The sequence below is a fragment of the Thalassospira sp. UBA1131 genome (assembly GCF_002311515.1).
Classification (GTDB): domain Bacteria; phylum Pseudomonadota; class Alphaproteobacteria; order Rhodospirillales; family Thalassospiraceae; genus Thalassospira.
Genome location: NZ_DCAO01000033.1, coordinates 5776 through 27504 on the forward strand (window position 1 = coordinate 5776; position 21729 = coordinate 27504).

21 protein-coding genes and 1 pseudogene are annotated in these 21729 nt (G+C 54.3%); 11 read left to right on the forward strand and 11 right to left on the reverse strand.

Going from position 1 to position 21729, the window contains the following annotated elements; translation table 11 throughout:
• Positions 1–635: D-alanyl-D-alanine carboxypeptidase family protein (locus tag B3Z49_RS04785; RefSeq protein WP_296988551.1), on the reverse strand; the 635-nt coding region annotated here is incomplete at its 3' end.
• A gap of 214 nt (positions 636–849) precedes the next feature.
• Here B3Z49_RS04785 and B3Z49_RS04790 point away from each other — a divergent pair.
• Positions 850–1599 carry a hypothetical protein gene (locus tag B3Z49_RS04790; protein WP_296988553.1) on the forward strand — a complete coding sequence of 250 codons (750 nt, stop codon included), beginning with the start codon at positions 850–852 and terminating at the stop codon, positions 1597–1599.
• Positions 1600–2132: 533 nt separating this feature from the next.
• Here the strand turns inward: B3Z49_RS04790 and B3Z49_RS04795 are convergent.
• Positions 2133–2633 (reverse strand): hypothetical protein, encoded by a 501-nt coding sequence (locus B3Z49_RS04795; protein WP_296988554.1) that lies wholly within the window; start codon positions 2631–2633, stop codon positions 2133–2135.
• On the opposite strand from B3Z49_RS04795, the gene B3Z49_RS04800 reads away from it, so the two are divergent.
• The 6 genes from B3Z49_RS04800 to B3Z49_RS04825 all read left to right on the forward strand — a co-directional run bounded on the left by B3Z49_RS04800 (position 2611) and on the right by B3Z49_RS04825 (position 9737).
• Positions 2611–3270, forward strand: a complete 660-nt coding sequence (locus tag B3Z49_RS04800) for a phasin family protein (RefSeq protein ID WP_296988556.1) — start codon at positions 2611–2613, stop codon at positions 3268–3270. The genes B3Z49_RS04795 and B3Z49_RS04800 overlap by 23 nt on opposite strands.
• Positions 3271–3575: 305 nt before the next feature.
• Positions 3576–3902, forward strand: a complete 327-nt coding sequence (gene clpS, locus B3Z49_RS04805; RefSeq protein ID WP_008890601.1) for an ATP-dependent Clp protease adapter ClpS — start codon at positions 3576–3578, stop codon at positions 3900–3902.
• 3 nt (positions 3903–3905) lie between these two features.
• The gene (gene clpA / locus B3Z49_RS04810) at positions 3906–6224 is read left to right on the forward strand and encodes an ATP-dependent Clp protease ATP-binding subunit ClpA (protein ID WP_008890602.1); all 2319 of its coding nucleotides are present in this window, start codon (positions 3906–3908) and stop codon (positions 6222–6224) included.
• Positions 6225–6331: 107 nt separating this feature from the next.
• Positions 6332–6874: a hypothetical protein gene (locus tag B3Z49_RS04815; protein WP_008890603.1), complete on the forward strand. Its 543-nt coding sequence runs from the start codon at positions 6332–6334 to the stop codon at positions 6872–6874.
• A gap of 551 nt (positions 6875–7425) precedes the next feature.
• Positions 7426–8043, forward strand: coding sequence for a hypothetical protein (locus tag B3Z49_RS04820; protein WP_296988559.1), 618 nt, complete (start codon positions 7426–7428; stop codon positions 8041–8043).
• A gap of 11 nt (positions 8044–8054) precedes the next feature.
• Positions 8055–9737 (forward strand): methyl-accepting chemotaxis protein, encoded by a 1683-nt coding sequence (locus tag B3Z49_RS04825; protein WP_296988560.1) that lies wholly within the window; start codon positions 8055–8057, stop codon positions 9735–9737.
• A gap of 72 nt (positions 9738–9809) precedes the next feature.
• Here B3Z49_RS04825 and B3Z49_RS04830 read toward each other — a convergent pair whose 3' ends face one another.
• On the reverse strand, positions 9810–10970 hold the full coding sequence (locus B3Z49_RS04830; RefSeq protein ID WP_296988562.1) for a GNAT family N-acetyltransferase: 1161 nt from the start codon (positions 10968–10970) through the stop codon (positions 9810–9812).
• A gap of 241 nt (positions 10971–11211) precedes the next feature.
• Between B3Z49_RS04830 and serA the strand changes: the two genes are divergently transcribed.
• Complete coding sequence (serA, locus tag B3Z49_RS04835) at positions 11212–12453, forward strand: phosphoglycerate dehydrogenase (protein WP_008890608.1); 1242 nt, start codon at positions 11212–11214, stop codon at positions 12451–12453.
• A gap of 81 nt (positions 12454–12534) precedes the next feature.
• On the opposite strand, the gene B3Z49_RS04840 is transcribed toward serA, so the two are convergent.
• The 5 genes from B3Z49_RS04840 to B3Z49_RS04860 form a co-directional block, all read right to left on the reverse strand.
• A complete protein-coding gene (locus B3Z49_RS04840; protein WP_296988564.1) occupies positions 12535–13017 on the reverse strand; it encodes a GNAT family N-acetyltransferase in 483 nt (160 codons plus the stop codon).
• Between the two features lie 43 nt (positions 13018–13060).
• A complete protein-coding gene (gene aat / locus B3Z49_RS04845; protein WP_064781549.1) occupies positions 13061–13726 on the reverse strand; it encodes a leucyl/phenylalanyl-tRNA--protein transferase in 666 nt (221 codons plus the stop codon).
• 202 nt (positions 13727–13928) lie between these two features.
• A complete protein-coding gene (accC, locus tag B3Z49_RS04850) occupies positions 13929–15278 on the reverse strand; it encodes an acetyl-CoA carboxylase biotin carboxylase subunit (protein ID WP_008890611.1) in 1350 nt (449 codons plus the stop codon).
• Positions 15279–15295: 17 nt separating this feature from the next.
• Positions 15296–15742: an acetyl-CoA carboxylase biotin carboxyl carrier protein gene (locus B3Z49_RS04855; protein ID WP_296988566.1), complete on the reverse strand. Its 447-nt coding sequence runs from the start codon at positions 15740–15742 to the stop codon at positions 15296–15298.
• A 10-nt stretch (positions 15743–15752) separates the two neighbouring features.
• Complete coding sequence (locus tag B3Z49_RS04860; RefSeq protein ID WP_064789769.1) at positions 15753–16040, reverse strand: type II 3-dehydroquinate dehydratase; 288 nt, start codon at positions 16038–16040, stop codon at positions 15753–15755.
• A gap of 320 nt (positions 16041–16360) precedes the next feature.
• Here B3Z49_RS04860 and thiS point away from each other — a divergent pair.
• Positions 16361–16546: pseudogene (gene thiS, locus B3Z49_RS22070) on the forward strand (sulfur carrier protein ThiS); the annotation flags it as partial.
• The gene (locus B3Z49_RS04865) at positions 16547–17356 is read left to right on the forward strand and encodes a bifunctional sulfur carrier protein/thiazole synthase protein (RefSeq protein WP_414716243.1); all 810 of its coding nucleotides are present in this window, start codon (positions 16547–16549) and stop codon (positions 17354–17356) included.
• Positions 17357–17488: 132 nt separating this feature from the next.
• Here B3Z49_RS04865 and B3Z49_RS04870 read toward each other — a convergent pair whose 3' ends face one another.
• From B3Z49_RS04870 to B3Z49_RS04880, 3 genes are all read right to left on the reverse strand, one after another.
• Positions 17489–18250, reverse strand: a complete 762-nt coding sequence (locus B3Z49_RS04870) for a DsbA family protein (RefSeq protein ID WP_296988567.1) — start codon at positions 18248–18250, stop codon at positions 17489–17491.
• An 87-nt stretch (positions 18251–18337) separates the two neighbouring features.
• Positions 18338–19024 carry a hypothetical protein gene (locus B3Z49_RS04875; RefSeq protein ID WP_296988568.1) on the reverse strand — a complete coding sequence of 229 codons (687 nt, stop codon included), beginning with the start codon at positions 19022–19024 and terminating at the stop codon, positions 18338–18340.
• Entirely contained in the window at positions 19021–20376 is a 1356-nt protein-coding gene (locus B3Z49_RS04880; protein ID WP_040823673.1) for a M48 family metalloprotease, read from the reverse strand. Before B3Z49_RS04880 ends, B3Z49_RS04875 begins: the two co-directional genes overlap by 4 nt.
• Between B3Z49_RS04880 and B3Z49_RS04885 the strand changes: the two genes are divergently transcribed.
• Positions 20363–21729: gamma-glutamyltransferase (locus tag B3Z49_RS04885; RefSeq protein WP_296988569.1), on the forward strand; the 1367-nt coding region annotated here is incomplete at its 3' end. The two genes, B3Z49_RS04880 and B3Z49_RS04885, sit on opposite strands and share 14 nt — an antisense overlap.

The window sequence follows — 21729 nt, forward strand, 5'->3', positions numbered from 1 at the left end:
GTGCGGTTGCCAAAGCGGAACTTCTGGGTCGCGAAGTAATGATAGTAGCTGCCGTAATTCTTGCGCAGCGCCACAGCCAGTTTGATCATGTCACGTGCGGTGGTCATCTGCCCGCGGTTGGGAAGGCCGGATGCATTACGGAAGGTGGTGCGTGACATGCCAAGGCGGCGTGCCTCGGACGTCATCATCTGGGCAAACTTGATTTCCGTGCCTCCAAGGTGTTCGGCGACAACAACTGCAATGTCGTTGGCCGATTTGGTGACCAGCGCCAAAATGGCGTCCTTGACGGAAATGGTTTCGCCCGGCTGCAGACCAAGTTTGGAGGGGGCCTGCCCCCAGGCACGTTTGGAAACCTTCATACGAGTCGAGAGCGATACCTTGCCATGTTCCAAGGCATCAAAGACCATGTAAAGGGTCATGATCTTGGTCAGCGACGCCGGATAGACCTTGTGATCCGCCCGATATTCATGAAGCGTTTCGCCAGTGTCGCCGTCAATAATCATCGCCGTGTAAGTCCGCGCCTGCGCAGCGGACGGCGAGAGAACAGTGAATGAAATAGTCGCAACCAGACACAAAAGCACAGCAACGACGCCACGCATGCTCAGCGAGCGCGTCACGGACAGAGCTTTGGCCATTGCAGTTGGCCCGGAAAGGGTCATTAAACGCATTATATCGGGCTCGGCTTTGAGGTTTCCCCAAGAACTAAATAAGTTCACTGTCGCATCACAGCCTTAAACAAATGTTTAAGAGCATCGAATTTCGGTGGTCGTCACTCGGGCCTTGAGATGGCCATTTTTATTCGCAAGACTGTATTTTATATCTCCAGATTAGCAAAAAATCGAGGATCGAATGTCAGAAAAGACGGCTCCAGTTCACACCAATACGGGGACCCGCAGCGCCAGCTGGGCCAAAGCAGGTTTTGCCGCGCTGGTGATTGCAGGCCTTGCCGGTTGTACCTTTACCCAAACCAGTGACGTCAGTAATCCGCTTGTCCGCAAGGCATCATGGTTTTCTTATCTTAATGCCGATGATCTTCGTCAGGCCTGTGCAGCAGGCGATGCAGAAGGGCAAATTCGCATTATTTATAATGCCGAATATTACAAGGAAGTCCGCGTCTTTGAATTAACGCCGTATCCCGGGTTTGAGGAATTCAATCTGACCACCCGCGTGTTCGGGCCGATACAGGTCAAGGAAATCAATGTCGAGGTCAATGCGCCGCTTGGTGCCTTTGGGGGCGAAGAGGCCGTTGATCGCATCGACCGCGATTCTTATCTTGCCATCACCGATGCACTGCAGGCTGAAGATTTCGGAACGCAAAACCGTGATGGTCTGCGTCTGTATTCCGATGATTTTTACTGGGTCGCCATAGGATGCTCTTCGGGTGGCATCACGCTCGGTACATGGGCATCCGGTGTGGATGATTTGCGTGCCCTTAAGTTCCCGGAAGTTCTGGCAAACCTCTCTTCGGTTGAAAAAGATCTTCCTGAGCCGCCTGCCGCTGAAAACGCACGATCGCAATCGGCGGCACAGATGCATCATGTCCAGAACAGCGACTCCGGTGAGTTTTACAGAACCGTGCGCGGAAATATGCTTCGTTAGGGCTCCAATGTATTGCAACCGGGCGATGGCGTGACGTGTTCATGTTATTGCCCGGCCTGCTAAATTTATTGCAATGCAGCAAAACTGTGGGCTAATGCCTTGATCAAGTTGCTGTTTTAAAAATTTCGTGGAATTCCGGTGTTTTCCGATGGAGGTGTGCCGGGAAATATGGCGTTTTTGTCACTAAACTGTACTTGACGCGATGGGGTAATTCCATCTAGGGTTATGTTGCAATGCAACATTGATCCGGATAGATATTCCGGTGATCAGGAGGTTGAGGCCATGGCTGATTCCAAAAAGAAACTAGCCGGGAAAACTGCAACCAAGCAGGCTTCCGCGTCGTCACCCAAAACTGTAGCAGCTTCAGTCCCGTCGGCAGCGCAGTCTGCGCCCGCCAAGCGGAAGGTAATGACATCTTCCGAGATAGAAGCGGCAGCTCAGCAGCCGTCGGCGGAAGCGCATAAGGCATCGCCTTCACCATCGCCCGATACGGCAAAGACGCCGAGTTACGGTGCGTCGACCAAAGCTGCCGGTCAGGCTGCTTCGTCTGAAACGGTCGCGAAGGGTGAAGTATCTGCAGCCAAAGCGCCGGTCAAAGATGCCGCGTCGACCAGTGCTTCCGAAAAAAATGCAGAGTCTCCGAAACCTGCCAAGGCTGAGACATCTTCGCCATCTGCGCCAGCATCAACACAGGCTGAATCTGCCACGAAACCCTCCGTTGCGACTTCCGGGGCCGCGCGACCTGCTGGCGAGGTGACGCCGCCAGCAATCAAGTCGACAGCGCCCAAATCCCCCACCAAAAGCGAAAAGGCCAATACTGTGAGCACGAAACCCAAAACTACGGCAACCAGCAAGTCTGCCGCTTCCGCCGCCCCGAAAAAGAAAACCGTTGCCAAGTCGGCGCCGAAAAAGGCTGCTGCTGCACCGGCAAGTACGGCATCTAAATCTGCACCTGCGCCGAAGGCCGCGGCACCCGCGACGTCTGAGAAATCGGCTGCACCGGCAACCGTTGTGGCTGAGACTACTGTTTCCAAGCCTGCGGCAACACCGACCACGACCCAAGCCCCAGCCAAGTCCACTGCAACCGCAAAATCGGTTGATGCCAAACCGAAGGCAGAGCCAAAACAGGGCGACGTTTTTGGCTTTGGTGCGTTGTTCATCGACGGACCGGGAATGGAGCCCTATTTCGAGCTTTGGAAGACGCCAGAGGTCGAAGCAATGGTTACTGCTGGCAATGAAGCATTCGAAGAAAGTGTTTCTGCTGCCAATGAGGCATTCGGCAAAATCTTTGAAACCATGACCGGTCAGGCCGATGTTTTTTCCGGTGCCGGGTCACGGGTTGCTGCTCAGTATGAAGAGCTGCTTGATACCCAGAAGAAAAGCTTTGAGGAAGTTTGGCAGGCCACCATGGCGATGTTTGAGAAGACCGGTGGCATTGGCACCGAGCTTTCAAGCTGGATGCAAAAAGAATTTGAAGCATCGCAGGATGATCTTGATGAGTTGACCAAGGTTGAAAGCCTTGCAGACCTTCAGGAGCTGCATTCACGCATCGTCAATCGCTGCTATGAAAGCAGTTTGGCAGAAGGTGAAAAGATGCAGGAACTGATGTTTTCTGCCTTTTCGGACGGCCTGAATGCCATCAGCAAGGCAACGAATGTTACGCTGAAATGAGGCAATGGATGCATGTTGGATATCCCAGCACCTTCCAATCCCGAGCGGGTATGGCTTTTAGCCATGCCCGTTTTTTTATGTGTCTTTTCGCGTCCCGGATAATTTTGGAGTGACAATAATCACGAAGTTTGTCGCCTGATCTTGCAGTGCGTTATTCGCAGCCTAAATGAATCGAAGATGGACAACGAACGAAACTCGGATGCACAATAAATTCCTAGTGAGAACCGCGTAGCGGACTTTGAAAGAGCTTGGCAATGACCTATCATGGAGATCATGCAGGAAATAAGGGTTCCGGTAAGTAGACGATGACTGAACAGGATAATGACGGCACTGATCTGCCGAACACGGGGATCGTAACAAAGACACGGCCCAAGACCAAAAAGCCGTCCATGTACAAGGTGCTGTTGCTGAATGACGACTATACTCCGATGGAGTTCGTCGTTCACGTACTGGAACGGTTTTTTGAAAAAGGACGTGAAGAAGCCACCGAGATCATGCTTCAGGTGCACCGCAAGGGTGTTGGAGTGTGCGGTGTATTCACCTACGAAATCGCAGAGACCAAAGTAAACCAGGTCATGGACCTGGCCCGCCAGAACCAGCATCCGCTGCAGTGTACCTTAGAGAAGGAGTGACATATGCTATCGCGCAATCTTGAGGAAAGCCTGCACCGTGCGCTCGCATATGCGTCGGAGCGCAGGCATGAATATGCCACTCTTGAACATCTTCTGTTATCGCTGACCGAAGATCAGGATGCGCTGGCAGTGCTGAAGGCCTGCCGGGTTGATATTGATCGGCTGCGCTCCGATCTGCTGGAATTCGCCGATAGCGAGCTTTCCGGCCTGATCAGTGCGCGTCTGGTAGATCCCAAACCGACCGCCGGTTTCCAGCGCGTGATCCAGCGGGCTGCAATCCACGTCCAGTCTTCCGGCCGCGAGGAAGTGACCGGTGCCAACGTGCTTGTTGCCCTGTTCTCTGAGCGGGAATCGCACGCGGTTTACTATCTGCAACTCCAGGATATGACGCGTCTTGATGCGGTAAACTATATTTCACACGGTATCGCCAAGGCGACCGAACTCAATGAACGCCGCATCCCGCGCGGTGCCGATGAAGAGCCGGTTGCAGGCATGTCGCCAGAAAGCGACGAAAGCGGCCCGGCCGAGGGCGAGGCGCTTAAGGCCTATTGTGTGAACCTCAATGTTAAGGCGCAGAGCGGCAAGATCGATCCGCTGATCGGTCGCCAGAACGAGATTGACCGCACCATTCAGGTTCTTTGCCGTCGTACCAAGAACAACCCGCTTTATGTCGGTGATCCCGGCGTTGGTAAAACCGCCATCGCCGAAGGGCTAGCGCGCCGTATCAATGATGGTGATGTGCCAGAGGTTCTTGAAAACGCGACGATCTTTGCCCTTGATATGGGCGCACTTCTGGCCGGAACCCGTTATCGCGGGGACTTCGAAGAACGCCTGAAGGCTGTGGTCAAGGAACTTGAAGAGTACGAAGGTGCTGTTCTGTTCATTGATGAAATTCACACCGTGATTGGTGCTGGTGCGACGTCGGGCGGGGCAATGGATGCTTCCAACCTGCTGAAACCGGCACTGGCAAGCGGATCACTGCGTTGCATCGGCTCAACCACCTACAAGGAATTCCGGGGTCACTTTGAAAAGGACCGCGCCCTTGTGCGTCGTTTCCAGAAAATCGATGTCGAGGAACCGTCAGAAGCCGATACCGTCAAGATCCTCAAGGGGCTCAAGCCCTATTACGAGGAGCACCATCAGGTCAAATACACCAACGAAGCCCTGCGTTCGGCAGTTGAGTTGGCATCGCGCTACATCAGTGACCGCAAGCGGCCTGATAGTGCAATTGACGTGATTGACGAGGTTGGCGCATCGCGCATGCTGGTCGCACCCAGCAAACGCAAACGGACGGTGAGTAAACGTGATGTCGAGGAAATCGTCGCCAAGATCGCCCGCATCCCACCAAAATCGGTTTCAACCGATGACCGCAAGGCGCTGGCAAATCTTGAGCGTGACCTGAAAACGGTTGTGTTTGGCCAGGACAAGGCAATCGAAGCAGTTGCCAGTGCGATCAAACTGGCCCGTGCAGGTCTGCGTGAGCCGGAAAAACCGATTGGCAGTTATCTGTTCTCGGGGCCGACCGGCGTTGGTAAGACCGAGGTCACCAAGCAGTTGGCGACGGTGATGGGGATCGAGTTCATCCGCTTTGACATGTCCGAATATATGGAGCGCCACAGCGTATCACGCCTGATTGGTGCGCCTCCCGGCTATGTCGGGTTTGACCAGGGTGGTCTTTTGACCGATGCTGTTGATCAGCATCCGCATGCGGTTGTGCTGCTTGACGAAATCGAAAAAGCCCATCCTGACCTGTTCAATATTCTTCTGCAGGTCATGGATCATGGCAAACTGACCGATAACAACGGCAAGACGGTCGATTTCCGTAATGTCGTGCTGGTCATGACGACCAATGCCGGTGCTTCCGACATGGCCAAGCCGCCGATCGGCTTCAAACGTGAAATGCGTGTTGGCGAAGATGAAGAGGCGATCAAGCGTACCTTCTCGCCGGAATTCCGTAACCGTCTGGATGCGGTTATTCCGTTCGCCAACCTGCAGCCGGAAGTCGTCAAGATGGTTGTCGACAAGTTCATCCTGCAGCTTGAAGCACAGCTGGCGGACCGCAATGTTTCGATCGAGCTGACCGAAGCAGCGCGGGCCTGGATGGCAGAGCGCGGCTACGATGCGGCCTTCGGGGCGCGTCCGTTGGGCCGTGTCATTCAGGAACACGTTAAAAAACCGCTCGCCGAAGAGTTGCTGTTTGGCAAGCTTTCGAAGGGTGGGGCTGTGCTGGTCGATATCGAAGACGATGCTGTCACCTTCCGTTATCCGGAAGATGAGAATGGCGAGAAACAGCAGAAAAAAGATCCGGAAATGGCCGGTTAAAATGGACCTTTTTCGGTTTTCAGGTTGTTGTTAATGATTGGCAGTATAGATTGGTGCCCGGGGATATCGTTCCCCGGGCATAATCATATAAAGAACGCCAGAATATCATGAGCCAGGCTGCACAACGAAAATTTCGGAACGAAGTCGAGGAGTTCCTATCCAGACTTGAGCTGCGTGCGCGAAAGTTGATCGCGCTGGCCAATACGCTTGAAAAGAACGCTGACAAGTCCGACGTCACCGGTTATCGACCGTTTCGTGAGGAAGTCGACAACTTCAAGGCGTTGTCTCTGGTGATTATGGAGCGGATGAACAAGCTCGAATCCCATCCCAAAAAAGAAGAACTGGAAAAACAGTTTCACAAGCTTCAGGTCGTTATGCTCAGGATTGTCATCAAGACGAGCCTGAAATTCTTCTTTGTCATGAGTGCAAAGGAAAACCTGCCGCTTGGTGCGCGCGAAATGTTCCAAAGCGAACTCAGAACCCTTTATGAGGCAGAGCGGATGATTTCCGATCCGCGCTATATCAGTCAGCTCGACGACTCTGCAAAGGATGATCTTGAGATCGCGAAATCCATTCTCGAGGAAATCATCGAGAAGGCGCCAGCACTTCTGAACTTCAATAGTCGGACGAAGAAAAAACGCGCTAAGTAGGTGTATAAGCTTACTGAAAATTATGCAGCCCTAATTCTCTCCAGTATAATTTTGCAAAATGCAAACTTATTAATTCGCATTTTGCAATCTTTGCATTTTGAAATGCAAAGATTATCAGGTAATGTATTTCAGTCATGTGGGATGGCGACCGGAATTTCCCGAAAAACCACGGTTTTTTGAGGGAGTTATAAAGTTGGCACGCATCCTGCTTATGACAGCATGGACAGTTGTTCTTTGCAGGGGCGCGTTTCGCGCCTGGAACAACGTAATCTTCTGCAGTTTGCTCGTGTCCCAACCAAACTCAGCGGCGGTTTTTACCGCCGCTTTTTTCTTGCCTGATTTCTGGCTCCTCCCAACCGCCATGTCTGCCCGGTCGCATGTTGTTTCTATGCGCGCAATCCACATATAGAAAATGTGGAAGTTCCTCCCACGCGGTCTCACTTTGCCGTGGTTTCTAAAAAAGGTTGTATTCGGATTATGTCTTTTGTATAAGAATATATACTAACAGATAGTCTCTATCCGCCGTTGGCATAGACTGGGGAGTGAAACGAATGATATCCAAGAGTGGTATGGCTTTGGCCGGGATGCTCGCAGCAGCAGTATTTGTTCTGCCGCATGCTGCTCTCGCCAAGGCAGAGTTGCCGGGGGATCCAAATGCACTCATTACTGATGACGTGATCAGGGATATCCGGGAATGGTTGGCCAATCCGGTTGTTGAGCTGTCCATCAGTTCGCAGAACAGATTGCGCAAGGACATGACGCAGGAACAGATTGATGCGGCCGATCTGCAGTGGCGCGCCGAACGCGAAGCAGAAGATCAGCCTTTGGTTGCCGCAATTCTGACCAATCCGCTGTCGAGCTACCTGACACAAGTTCAGGCACGCTCCGGTGGTATGTTTGCCGAGATCTTTGTGATGGATGCCGTTGGCCTGAATGTCGGTCAAAGCTCTATCACATCTGATTTCTGGCAGGGTGACGAAGCGAAATTCCAGAATACCTATCCAAACGGTCCCGACGCGGTGTTTATCGACGAGGCCGAATATAACGAGGGGGCTGATGCCTGGCTTGCCCAGCTCAACATGACCATGAGCAATGCAGATCGTCAGCCGATCGGTGCCGTGACCGTTGAGGTCAATCTCAATGAACTCGCGCGTCGCCGCGGTCTGTAGGGAGAAATGTGATGAAATTCTTCAAGAACCTCTCTATCCCCGCAAAGCTGATGAGCTGCTTTGCTATTATGATTGCCGTAATCCTGATGGTTGCCGTTGCAGGTGTTTTTTCCACCATGCAAGTCAGCAACGCCAATGATCAACGTGATTACCTTTCTAAATTTGAACGTGATTACCGCGACCTTGACCGTGCCTATCTTGTTGCGCGTCAGGAACTTATCTACTTTCTAACGACCGGTGATCGTGCTGGTTTGTCGGGTTATGAAAACTCGCTCGAAGAAATCGACATTCGCACTGACGTCCTGAAGACCTATGCATCAATCAGTCCAGAAGTTGCTGCCCTGATCGAAGAGATGGACGGGGCGATTGACCGCTGGGAGGAAATCGCCGCGCAGCAGGCTGAGCTGATGCATCACTATCTGACGGTTAACCATGCCCGCGCGATTGAAGCGTCCGGCGAGCCGCGCGAACTTTCTGATCAGGTCACCATGATTGCGGGTGAACTTGCCAAAAACATCGATCAGATGATCCTTGATGTTGAGGCAGAAGTTGCCCAAGCCATGCGAATCTTCCAGGTCACACTCGGTGTTGGTGTTGTTCTTCTGATTGTGATGGCGGTCTTGTTCGGCGGCACTTTGTCGCGGATGATTGCGACGCCAATCCGTAAAATGACCGACGCGATGGGTAAACTGGCTGCGGGGAACCTTGATATCGAAACGCTTGATATGAAGCGTACCGATGAAGTGGGCGCCATGGCCAAGTCGCTTGAAGTCTTCCGGGAAAACGCACGTGAACGTGCCCGCATGGCCGAACAGGAAAAAGTCGAGGCCCAGCGTCAGGTTGAACGCACCCAGCGCATGGGAACGCTTACCAAGGGCTTTGACGAAAAAATCCAGGATGTTCTGCATGCGGTGAACGCCGCCCTTGATGATGTCCGTTCGGCATCCGAGACGCTGACATCCCACGCACAACGCGCCAACCAGGATGCGCAGGACGTGGCCGAACAGGCGCAAGAATCCTCGACCAATATCGAAACTGTTGCATCTGCAACCGCTCAGTTGTCGGCATCTATCTCCGAGATTTCCTCGCAGATTGCCCGCGTGACCGAAATCACGCAGGAAGCGGTCGGTCAGACAGAGCGTACCAACGAGCGTGTTGAAAAACTCAATGAAGCGGCACAAAGCGTTGGCGAGGTGGTCAATCTGATCAGTGACATTGCCGATCAGACCAACCTGTTGGCCTTGAACGCAACCATCGAGTCCGCCCGTGCGGGCGAAGCTGGCAAAGGCTTTGCCGTGGTTGCCGGCGAGGTCAAAAACCTTGCATCCCAGACGGTCAAGGCAACCGAACAGATCACGGCCAAGATTGCCGAGATGCAAAGCGAAACCGGTGCTGCTGCCGAGGCTGTGCGTGGCTTTGCCGACACCATCAACAAGATTGATGAACTGATGTCGGTTGTCGCCAGTGCGGTGGAAGAGCAGGGCGCTGCAACCGAGGAAATCTCGCGCAGTGTCGAAGGTGCAGCGAACGGTAACGTTGCCATTACCAATGCAGTCAAAAGCGTTGCCAGTGCAACCACCGAAAGTGGTGACCTTTCCAGTGGTCAGCTTGACAGTGTCGGACGATTGGCGGCCGCCAATGACGAACTTCGCAGTCACGTTAACGGCTTCCTCAATGACGTCCGTACTGTCTGACGCCTAAGACATATCAATCCAAAAGGCGCGGGAATTTCCCGCGCCTTTTTTGTTTGGGGCACCGGGGCTGGGTTAAGACCCTGATGGTTCCTTACGATAGGGGCTGTGTTCGGAAAGGATGTAATCGCGGTTTTGACTGATGTGATTGCGCTCCTGGGTCAAAAATTGCGCGACCGCGCGATTCAGTCCCGGATCAGCAATCAGATGGGCGGAATGGGTTATTACCGGTTCATAGCCGCGCTGGATTTTATGTTCGCCTTGTGCGCCTGCCTCGACGGTTTTAAGGCCATGCTCAATCGCGATATCAATGGCCTGATAGTAACAGGTTTCGAAATGCAGAAGCGGCGTACGGTCGATCGTACCCCAGTTGCGGCCATAAAGGGTTTCAGACCCGATCAAGTTAAGAGCACCGGCCACCATTTCACCGTCATTGAACGCACATACAAGAACCGTGCGATCACGCATACGGTCATGCAGCAGATCAAAGAAGTCGCGCGTCAGATAGGCCTGTCCCCATTTGCGATCAGATGTATCGCAATAGAAATCATAAAACCGGTCCCAATGATGCGGTTTCAAATCATCGCCACGCAGCGCCTTGAAACCGTATCCGGCCTCCAGAACCTGCCTGCGTTCCTTGCGCAGGTTTTTGCGTTTGCGCGAATTCAGTGCGCCCAGAAAATCATCGAAATTCTGATAGTCGCGATTACGCCAGTGATACTGCATGCCCGTGCGCGCGAGAAAACCTGCCTGTTGCATCAACTGGCTTTCATCGCCGCTGCAAAACGTGACATGCAAGGTCGCCATGCCAAGCTTTTCCGGCAGTATCGTCATGCCGCTGATTAAGGCGTTGCGCACGCTGTCAGGATCTGGGTGATTTTTGGCGACAAGCAACCTCGGGCCCGGCACCGGGGAAAATGGCACAGCCGATTGTAGTTTGGGGTAATAGCGCCCACCGGCACGTTCATAGGCCTCTGCCCATGACCAGTCGAAAACATATTCGCCGTAAGAATGGCCTTTGACATAAAGCGGGACAATCCCGATGACATCACCAGTCTCATCCTCTGCCACAAGGTGAAACGGCTGCCAGCCGGTTTCGGCGGTGGTTGATCCGCTGTCTTCCATTGCGGACAGAAAGGCAAAGCTGACAAACGGGTTGTCAAACCCGGCGCACTTGTCCCACTGGGCCTGTCCGATTTGATGAGTATCGGTGACGGTTTTGATTTCGACAGCCAAATCTGAATTCCTGCAGATGGTCCCCATGGCGCCCGGTTTAACTCCCGAGGCCTTATTTTTATACGCATTAGCCGGTATATGCGTTCAGAAGATAGGCGCAATGCGCATTTACGCAAGGGAAAGCCTTTGACGGAAGCGCATCTAAGTCCTATTTCATTGTGCCACAGGCCATTTGGAATTGGTCTGAAAACGGCTCGGGGATTTTCCCGTGTCGCCCTCGCGAAGAAAAGGATGGTGCGCCGTGAACAGCAAACTTTCGTTGGAGAAGGACAAGATCAAGGTTGTCCTGCTCGAAGGTATCCATGAAAACGCTGTAAAGATGTTCAAAGAGGCCGGCTACTCAAATGTCGACCATTACCCTGCTGCGCTCGACGCGGACGAACTGAAGTCCGTTGTCTCCGAAGCGCACTTTTTGGGCATTCGTTCCCGTACCAAACTGACCGAAGACGTTATCGAAGCTGCGTCCAAGCTGACCTCGATCGGCTGTTTCTGCATTGGCACCAACCAGGTTGACCTGCAGGCTGCCGCGATGCGCGGTATCCCGGTGTTTAACGCACCGTATTCCAACACCCGTTCGGTTGCCGAACTGGTGCTGGGTCAGATCATTATGCTGCTGCGTGGTATTCCCAAACGTAACGCAGCCGCCCATGAAGGCGATTGGCTGAAAAATGCCCATGGCTCATACGAGGCACGAGGCAAGACGCTTGGTATCATTGGTTATGGCCATATCGGTTCGCAGCTTTCGGTGCTGGCGGAATCGCTTGGCATGAATGTCATTTATTTTGACGTCATCAATAAGCTTGCCATGGGCAATGCCAATTCCTGTTCGTCGATGGATGAACTGCTTGCCAGATCCGATGTGGTGTCGTTGCATGTTCCGGCCAACGAGCAGACCAAGAACATGATCACGGCGACTGAGCTCGCCAAGATGAAAAAGGGTGCACACCTGATCAATGCGGCACGTGGCAATGTCATCGTGATCGAAGATCTGGCCGCCGCACTTGAAAGCGGCCATCTGGCCGGTGCGGCAATTGACGTGTTCCCGGTTGAACCGGCCGGCAAGGATGAAAAATTCGAAAGCCCGCTGCGTGGCATGGAAAACGTCATCCTGACCCCGCATATCGGTGGTTCGACCCAGGAAGCCCAGGAAAATATCGGGATCGAGGTCGCTGACAAGCTGATCACCTATTCCGATAACGGCTCGACCCTGGGGGCTGTGAACTTCCCGGAAGTGTCACTTCCGGTCAAGGACCGCACCCACACCCGCTTCATGCACATTCACCGCAACGTTCCGGGTGTGCTGCTTAAAATCAACGATGTGTTTGCCCGTCGCGGCATCAACATCAGCGGCCAGTATCTGCGCTCAGAAGGCGGCGTTGGTTATGTGGTGGTCGAGGTCGACGAGGAAATCAAACCGGGCGAGGGCGTTCGCAAGGAACTCTCGGCGATCGAAGGCACCCTTCGCGTCCGCTTCCTGTTCTGATCCGAACAGATTTTAGAGTACAAAAAAGGGCGGGCACCATCTGGCACCCGCCCTTTTTCCGTTTTGTGGTGTCTGTGTTGCTTACAGCTTGCGATACATCACCAATGCATCGGTTTCGCCCAATGTCGGGTGCATGAAGGCACCGGGCAGACGCCCGACAATCTCAAACCCAAGCTTTGGCCACAGATGAACGGCCGCGGCGTTACTGGCGATGACGAAATTGAATTGCATCGCGCGGTATCCAATATCCTTGGCGCGAAGAAGCGAATCTTCACACATGCGCCGTGCGATGCCCCGACCACTGGCGGCAGGGGATGTCATATAGCCGCAATTACAAACATGCGATCCGCCGCCACCCTGATTCTGGCGGATGTAATAGGTGCCAACGATCTCGCCGTCTTCCTCGGCAACCAGTGTGACCTTGTCCTTTCCCATCCAATAGGCAATGACGTCGTCATCACTCATATTGCTATCAATGGCATAGGTATCCCCGGCCCGAAGGATGGGGGCGACAATATCAAGAATGGCTGGAACATCGTGTTCGGTGGCGGGGCGAATTTGCATGGGGTGCTCGTCTTGGCGTGAAGGTTAATCGGCTCGGCCGAACTCAGGAGGGCGCGTGTGGCTTACTATCGCCGCCTGTCAGGGTTTCTTCAAGGATCTCGGGATCGACTTCAAACGGAAGGTTGGCGCGCCCCGTCAGTGCCTTTGCCAGTTCGTTGCGATACCGTTCGCGCGGGATTTCTTCGACCCCGAACTGTTTGAGGTGATCATTGACGAACTGCGTATCCAGCAGGCTGTAGCCCCCCTGACGCATCAGCGCGACCAGATGGACGAGGGCGACTTTCGACGCATTTGTCGCGCGTGAAAACATGCTTTCACCAAAGAACGCCTTGCCCAGACTGACACCGTACAAACCACCAACCAGCTCGCCATCTTTCCATGCCTCGATCGAATGCGCGCAGCCCATCTTGTGAAGCGCACAATATGCATCAAGGATGTTGCTGTTGATCCAGGTGTCATCGCGGGTATCGGTGGGCTCTGCACAGGCGCGGATGACGTCGGGAAAGGCCCGGTCGACATGGATCTTGTACGTGCCTTTGCGCACAGCCTTGCGCAGGCTGCGCGGGACATGAAACCCGTCAAGCGGCAAGACGCCGCGCCACTCCGGATCAATCCAGTACAGGGTTGGATCATCATGGCTTTCGGCCATTGGAAACAGCCCGACGGAATAGGCGCGGATCAAAAGATCAGGGGTCAGCTGGTTTGACATGATCGCAGTGATAATTGCTTTGATCCTGTTTTTCTGGTGGTTGTTTACATATGAGTGACCCGGTCGCATGCGACAAGGTCGTTACCATTTCCAGTTTGAACCGGTCCCTTATAATAGGGAAGCGCGATTAAATTTTTGATTTAAATCTCAAACGAAAAACGGGAACCCGAAGGTTCCCGTTTGAAATCGTCTTAGGCGCTGATCACAGCGTTTTATTCATGCCCATGAACTTTTCCAGCCAGTGGATGTCATAATCCCCTTTCTGGATGTCCGGGTTGGCAAGAAGCGTTTGATGCAGCGGAATGGTGGTTTTGATGCCGCCAATCGCATATTCAGCAAGTGCACGACGCAGACGCATCATGCATTCTTCACGGTCGCGACCATGAACAATCAGCTTTGCGATCATGCTGTCGTAATAAGGCGGGATCGAATAACCGGTATAAATACCGCTATCGACACGAACGCCCAGACCGCCAGGGGCATGATATTCCTTGATCTTGCCCGGTGACGGGACAAAGGTCTGCGGGTCTTCGGCGTTGATGCGGCATTCAATGGCGTGACCATGAATTTCAAGGTCTTCCTGCTTGAATGACAACTCAAGACCAGCTGCAACGCGGATCTGTTCGCGCACAAGGTCAACACCGGAAATCATTTCGGTGACCGGGTGTTCCACCTGAAGACGGGTGTTCATTTCGATGAAATAGAACTCGCCATTTTCATAAAGGAACTCGATGGTGCCGGCATTGCGATACCCCATGCCGATCATGGCATTGGCAACCGTGGAACCGATCCGTTCGCGTTCTTCCGGCGTCAGGGTCGGAGACGGGGCTTCTTCAAGCACCTTCTGGTGGCGGCGCTGCAACGAGCAATCGCGTTCAAACAGGTGAACGGCGTTGCCGTGCGTATCCCCGATGACCTGCAATTCGATATGGCGTGGTTTGCCAAGGTACTTTTCCATGTAAACGGCGGCATTGCCAAAGTTCTGCAATGCTTCCTTACGGGTCATGGAAAATGCTTCGGCAAGGTCTTCTTCGCGCTCGACCACTTTCATGCCACGACCGCCGCCGCCGCCTGATGCCTTGATCAGGACCGGAAAACCGATCTCCTTGGCGCATTTGCGGGCTTCGTCGACGCTGGTGATTTCACCATCAGAACCCGGAACACACGGAATGCCAAGCTTTTCGGCCGTCTGTTTTGCCGTGATCTTGTCACCCATCATGCGGATATGTTCCGGCGTCGGGCCGATGAAGGCAAAGCCGTGCTCTTCGACCATGGAGGCGAAATCGGCGTTTTCCGACAGGAAGCCGTAGCCTGGATGGATGGCCTCAGCGCCGGTGATTTCAGCAGCCGAAAGAATGGCCGGAATATTCAGATAGCTGTCTTTGGATGCTGCCGGGCCGATGCAGACCGATTCGTCGGCCAGACGCACATGCATGGCGTCCGCATCAGCAGTGGAATGCACCGCGACAGTTTTGATGCCCATTTCGCGGCAGGCGCGCTGAATTCGAAGCGCGATTTCGCCACGGTTGGCAATCAGGATTTTGTCGAACATGCGGTTGATACCCCGGCTTACTCAATAATGACTAGCGGTTCGTCATATTCGACCGGATGGCCGTCGTTCGCGATAATCTGGGTGATCTTGCCAGATTTTGGTGCGCGGATCGGATTGAAGGTTTTCATCGCTTCGATCAGCATCAGGGTCTGGCCTTCAGCAATGCTTGCGCCGACCGAGATGAACGGAGCCGCACCCGGTTCCGGTGCAAAATAGACAACGCCGACCATCGGCGATTTAACCGCACCCGGATGGGAGGCGGCATCAGACGGCGCCGCAACAGCCGGCGCGGACGCAGCCGGAGCAGCCGGCGCCACAGCCGGAGCAGCAGCAACCATGGTGCCCTGACGGGCGACGCGAATACGGTTGTCACCTGCGGCAACTTCAATTTCGGTCAGATTGGTGTCGTCCAGCAGCTCGGCGAGCTGGCGAATGGCGTCATTGTCGATGTTGAACTTGCTCATTTCGATATCTTTATGATGGTGTGTGGATCAATCCGCGCATGGCATCCAGGGCGTTCTTGGTGCTCCGGGAGCCAAAGCCGTAGATCATGCCGTTTGCAGCTTTCGAGACGTTTAAATCGTGTCTGAATGCATTCCGCTTTTGAATATTGGACAGATGAATCCCGAATTTCGCCATGAACAATGCGGCGAAAGCTTCAAGGATCGCAACCGATGTGTGCGTATATGCCTTAGCATTGCCAAGAATGCCAGAGTCTTCTTGTCGGTTTTGCTTAAAACCAGTCAACTCGTTCACTTCCATTCTTGCTTCGAAGCATCCATCGCGCATCAGTCCGCAGGGTGTCTCGACCGTTCAGGAATGCCCGAACCGCGAAGCAATCCGCTTCTGAATGCCCAACATTTGGAGTTGCGTTTATAACACGACCAAAGTCTGACGCAACTTTGCATTGGCCTTTGCAACGCGGCCCTGATGCTTCTGGGGTGCATGATTGGCCAGCAAGGCGAGCTTGCCGGGCCATCAACACCAAAAAGCCATGCAAGACGGCTTGCTTCGGGCGAGCGTGCTGCGCATACTGCGCGGCAATTGTGAATAATTTGATACCACATGGATGAAACGGAAAGATGCGTCTTACGATCAACGGTGAAGACCGCACCATCGAAAATGCTGGAAACGTTGCCGAACTTCTTGGCGAGCTTGGAATCGCCCAGACCAAGGTCGCGGTCGAGCGCAATCTGGAAATCGTTCCCAAAACGGCCTACGGCGAAACCCGGCTGGCCGATGGCGACAAACTTGAAATCGTGCATTTTATCGGCGGTGGGTCACATGAAGCAGGCCTTGCCGCGGCAGACGATGACGGTTTCGTTGTTGCAGGCAAGAAATTCTCGTCCCGCTTGCTGGTGGGGACCGGCAAATACAAGGATTTTGAGGAAACCAAAATTGCGATCGAGGCATCCGGTGCCGAAATCGTCACGGTTGCCGTGCGCCGCGTGAACCTGACCGACCCGAACCAGCCGATGCTGGTCGATTATGTCGATCCGAAAAAATACACCTATCTGCCCAATACGGCCGGTTGTTTTACCGCCGATGATGCTGTGCGTACCCTGCGCCTTGCACGCGAAGCCGGCGGCTGGAATCTGGTCAAACTCGAAGTGCTGGGCGATCAGGCCACGCTTTATCCCAATATGCCCGAAACGCTTAAGGCGGCCGAAGCCCTGATCAAGGATGGCTTTGATGTCATGGTTTATTGCAGCGATGATCCCATTCAGGCCAAGATGCTCGAAGATATGGGCTGCTGCGCGATCATGCCGTTGGGGTCATTGATCGGTTCTGGCATGGGGATTTTGAACCCGGTCAATATCGCGCTGATCAAGGAAAACGCCAATGTGCCGGTTCTGGTTGATGCGGGTGTTGGCAGTGCATCGGACGCCGCAGTTGCCATGGAACTGGGCTGTGACGGTGTCTTGATGAATACCGCAATCGCCGGGGCAAAGGATCCGATCCGTATGGCGCGCGCCATGAAACATGCCATCATTGCCGGGCGTGAATCCTTCCTGGCGGGTCGCATGCCCAAAAAGAAATATGCCGATCCGTCCTCGCCACTGGCTGGGATTATCTAGGCGATATTCTTGCGATAATCTGTAAAGCAAAAGGCCGTTTCGATTGTGAAACGGCCTTTTGCTTTTTCATTGAGACGGTGAAACAACAAAACTGCACATGTTGGCGTCTTGTGTTTGGTCATGTGGTTTTGATCAGGATGCGTCTTTCAGTCCGGCATCGACCAGCGCATTTACACGCTCCATGTCTGCACCCGAAACCAGCGTGCCATTGATCAGGAAGGCTGGAGTGCCTGAAATACCAACGGCGCGCGCCATGCTCGAATACTGTGCCAGCATACCGGTGATTTCGGGCGCCTTCATGTCTTCAAGCATCTGTTCAACGTCGATGCCAACACCTGCGGCCAGTTCATTGATACGTTCCTGATCAAGCAGGCCACGGTTGGTCATGAAGGCTTCGTGCGCTTCCATGTATTTGTCCTGCTTGTCAGCCGCGAGTGCGGCACGGGCGGCAAGGGTGCTTTCCTCGCTCAGGATCGGGAACTCGACAAAGATCGTGCGAACCTTGCCATCACTGTTTTCGGCAATTTCCTTCACGCCATCAAAGGCGCGCTTGCAATAACCGCAGTGGTAATCAAAAAACTCGATCACGGTTACCGGCGCATCAACCGGCCCGACCGACGGCACGGAACTGTCGGCAACCAGCGCATCCCAGACAGGGGTGATGGCCTCTGCCTGCTGGCGGGCCTGTGCGGCCGCTTGCCAGGATTGGACATTCTGGATCGCGCGCAAAAGAACATCCGGGTTATCAAGCAGGTATTGTTCGATAACGCCTTCGATTTCTGTTTTCTGTTCAGCGCTCAGGCTATCCTGCGCGAAGGCTGGCTGCGCGCCAATCAGCATGCCGATAACAAGTGCTGTGCCAGCAAGAAAGCGTTTTGCGATATGGGAGTTCATTGGACGTCCTTTTGTCTCTGGCCAGTGTGTAATGCTGTGGTCCTGACCCTGATGAAATGTGATGGTTTTTGATACGTGATCTCGTTGCTAACGTGAAAGTAAAATATGCGTTAGATGTATCACACTATTCTGTGCGGCGATGTGATCATCGCCCGAAACAATGCCAATCCACACTAGGCGTACCTCGTCGGCCTGGGCATCGGGCCAATATCGCCGATAAAGCGTCGCGAGATCAAAATATTCGCGGTGCCATTCACCGTAGCGCACTTCATACTGGCCAACGGCGATGCGGACTTCCTGATCCATCGTTGGTTTTCCGGATCCAAGATCACTTTCCGTCCAGCTTCCCTGTGCCTGCCGTCGGAAGCCAAGCAACAGTTCAACATCCCCGACTTGGGCCGCACTGTTGAATTGCCAGTCAAAAGACAAAAATGGTGAGGCCAGCACGATCACATTTGTCCGCCGACCGATTTCAAATACCCCCATCCCGGGGCGCGCGGCAAGGGCGATGCGGCCGTCCTTGTCCTCCCAGCCAAGCGGGGCAGGGGTCACGTTAGACTTTTGATTGACCTGCCAATAGCGCGGCGGGTTGGATAATGAAAAAGGCGCATAAAGCAGTTTCAGGTCACCAGTGACATCCACACCAGCACCCGGCAGGCTGCAACTTGCCATGCCGAGCGATCCCAGCAAGACCATTACAGACGCCAAAACCCTTCTGGATGTGAAGGCGCGCGCGGCCCGTGCCTCGGTACGTAGTGCGGGCGAAGGCGTCAATTGGCGGCGTCCTTGCCCGGTACGCCATCAGGATTGGTCGCCTGAAGAATGTCCTGCGCACGAACCCATGTGGCCGTGCCCTTTTCAAGTTTCCGGTCGGCTTGAACCGCATGATAGCTCGCTGCTTGCCGGTCACCGGTCAGAAGGCTGTACTCAGCCTGCGAAAGGGACGCTTCGCCTTCGTTGCCAAGACGGTTTTCAACAATCGCACGGAACCGCCATGCCGATGCATTGCCGCGTTCGCGCGACAATACCCCGATCAGGTTTTCCTTGGCCGGGGCCAGATAGGCCTCATCGCCGGTTTCGATCATCGCATGCGCCAGAAGAAGTCGGATCAGCGGCGCACCGTTTGAAAGTTCGGCCGATTTTTGCAGCGGTGGGATGGCATCGCGCGCACGCCCGAATTCCAGAAGAATCTGGCCTTTCAGTTCTTCGAAATAGGGATTGGATGGTTCCTCGGCGATCAGCCCTTCGATAATCTCAAGCGCGGGCTCAAGCTGTGAATCCCGGTAATAGGCGATCGAGCGGGCATAGCGTGCGGCAATGCTCGTATCGCTTTCGGGATAAGTGCGCATCGTATTTTGAATATGATTGGTAAAGGCAAACAGTTTGGCGCGCATGCGGGCATGGCGCTCATACAGATCGGGGCTGACCTTGGCATCCTTGAGTGACGAGTTGGATACATAGTTTTCAAGGAAATCGACACGCTCGACGGTCAGCGGGTGGCTGCGCAGATACGGGTCCTGGCTTGCGGTACTCAGCAATTCCTGACCTTCAAGGGTCTGCATGAATTCCAGCATCCCGCGCGAAGAAATGCCTGCCTCTGTTAAATACTTCACACCGGCTTGATCGGCACTGCTTTCCTGGGTCCGCGAATAGGCAAGGAAGTTACGGGTGGCCACGTTCTGACCGCCCAGAATGGCGGCAGTACCGACATCAGACCGGCCCGCCGCAACACCGGCGGCAACACCGGCAATTGTGGAAAGAATCGAGATTGCGGAAGCATTGCGCAACTGGTCATGAACGCGTGAAAGATGGCCACCGGAGATGTGGCCGGTCTCGTGGGCAACAACGCCGATAACCTGTTCGGGAGTCTCTGCTTTTAACAACAGCCCAGTATTGATAAAAAGCTTTTGGCCCCCGGCAACAAATGCGTTCAAGCTGTTGTCGGAAACGATATAAATGGACACGCCATTCGGATCGAGGCCCGCCGCCCTGAAAATGGGCGTGGCATACATCCGAAGGGTTTCCTCGATCTCTGTATCGCGGATAAAAGAACGACCCTGCGCGAAAACCGTGCTAGGCAGGGCAACAAGGAAAATGGCAGTGAGAGTAATAATGCGTCTGAGCAAAATGTGCGTTCCATATTTTCGTTCGACTGATGTCGGTTCCGTGCCGACGCGCAAGCCATCATGGCGGATCGCGGTCGCAATCGCAATGACTGCCGGTCTTGCCGCATGTAGTGCTAATGAAACAGAAAATCTTGGTCAAATAGGGGCAGTGTCCGGTTATTTCGGTGGTGTGGTCGCTGATGAGCCACGTGCCGTCCGGAATGCACGGGATGTTTTGTCTGCCGGTGGCACGGCTGCGGACGCTGCTGTGGCGCTTTACGCCACCATGACCGTAACCAAGCCATCTGTTGCCGGAATTGGCGGCGGCGGGGTTTGTGTTGTGCATGATCGCGCAACGAAAAAGGTCGAAGTTCTTGATTTCTGGCCACGTCGGGGCACACGCACCGGTTCCGATCAAACACCAACCACCATCCCAACCGTTCCGCGCGGCCTTTATGCGCTGAGCGCACGTTATGGCCGTTTGCAGTGGGGATCGCTGATCAGTGCGGCCGAACAATATGCCCGCCTTGGCGTGCCGGTATCGCGGTCGCTGGTTAAGGATATCGAGGCAAACCGTGCCCGGATTGAAGCCAGCCCAGCGCTGCGCGCGACCTTTATGCCAGATGGCAAGATGCTTGAAGTCGGCGACCGTATCCGTGCGGTCAATCTGGCGGCCCTTTTGACGTCACTGCGCGTCAAGGGACCGGGCGAGTTTTACAGCGGTGCGTTGGGTGCGGATATAGCCAATGCCGTGACGGCGGCGGGCGGCACACTTACCGCTGATGACATGCGCACCTATCGCCCGCAGTGGAAAACCGCGACCGAGGTCAAGGTTGGTAATGAAACGCTTTATCTGGCCTATCCGCCGCGCTCCAATTCTGGTGCTTCGGTCATTGCCGAGGGCAGCGAACTTGCCGATATCCTGAACCGTTATCTGGCGGATATCGCATCGGGTTCTGAGGCCGCACAGGCTGGTGCCGGACGCAGTGGCTTTGTCGTTGTCGACCGCGCAGCCAATGCGGTTGCCTGTGTCACCACCATGAACAAGCCGTTTGGTGCGGGTCTTGGCGCAGATGCGTTTGGCCTTAACCTGGCTGCGGGGGATGCGAACATGATTTCAACCCCGCTGATGGGCCCGGCATTGATGGTGAACCCGTTTGTCTGGGAATACTATTACGGCATTGCTGGCACTGGTACGCCGGCCGGTGCGACCAAACAGATCGCCACAATGGCCGAAGACCTGATTGGTACTGGTGCTGCATCGGGTATTTCGATGAATTCCGACGGGGCGTCTTCGGTCAATGTCATCAAGTGCCTTGAAGGCACGCCACCCCATCCGGAAAGCTGCCAGTTCCTTGCCGACCCGGCAGGCGG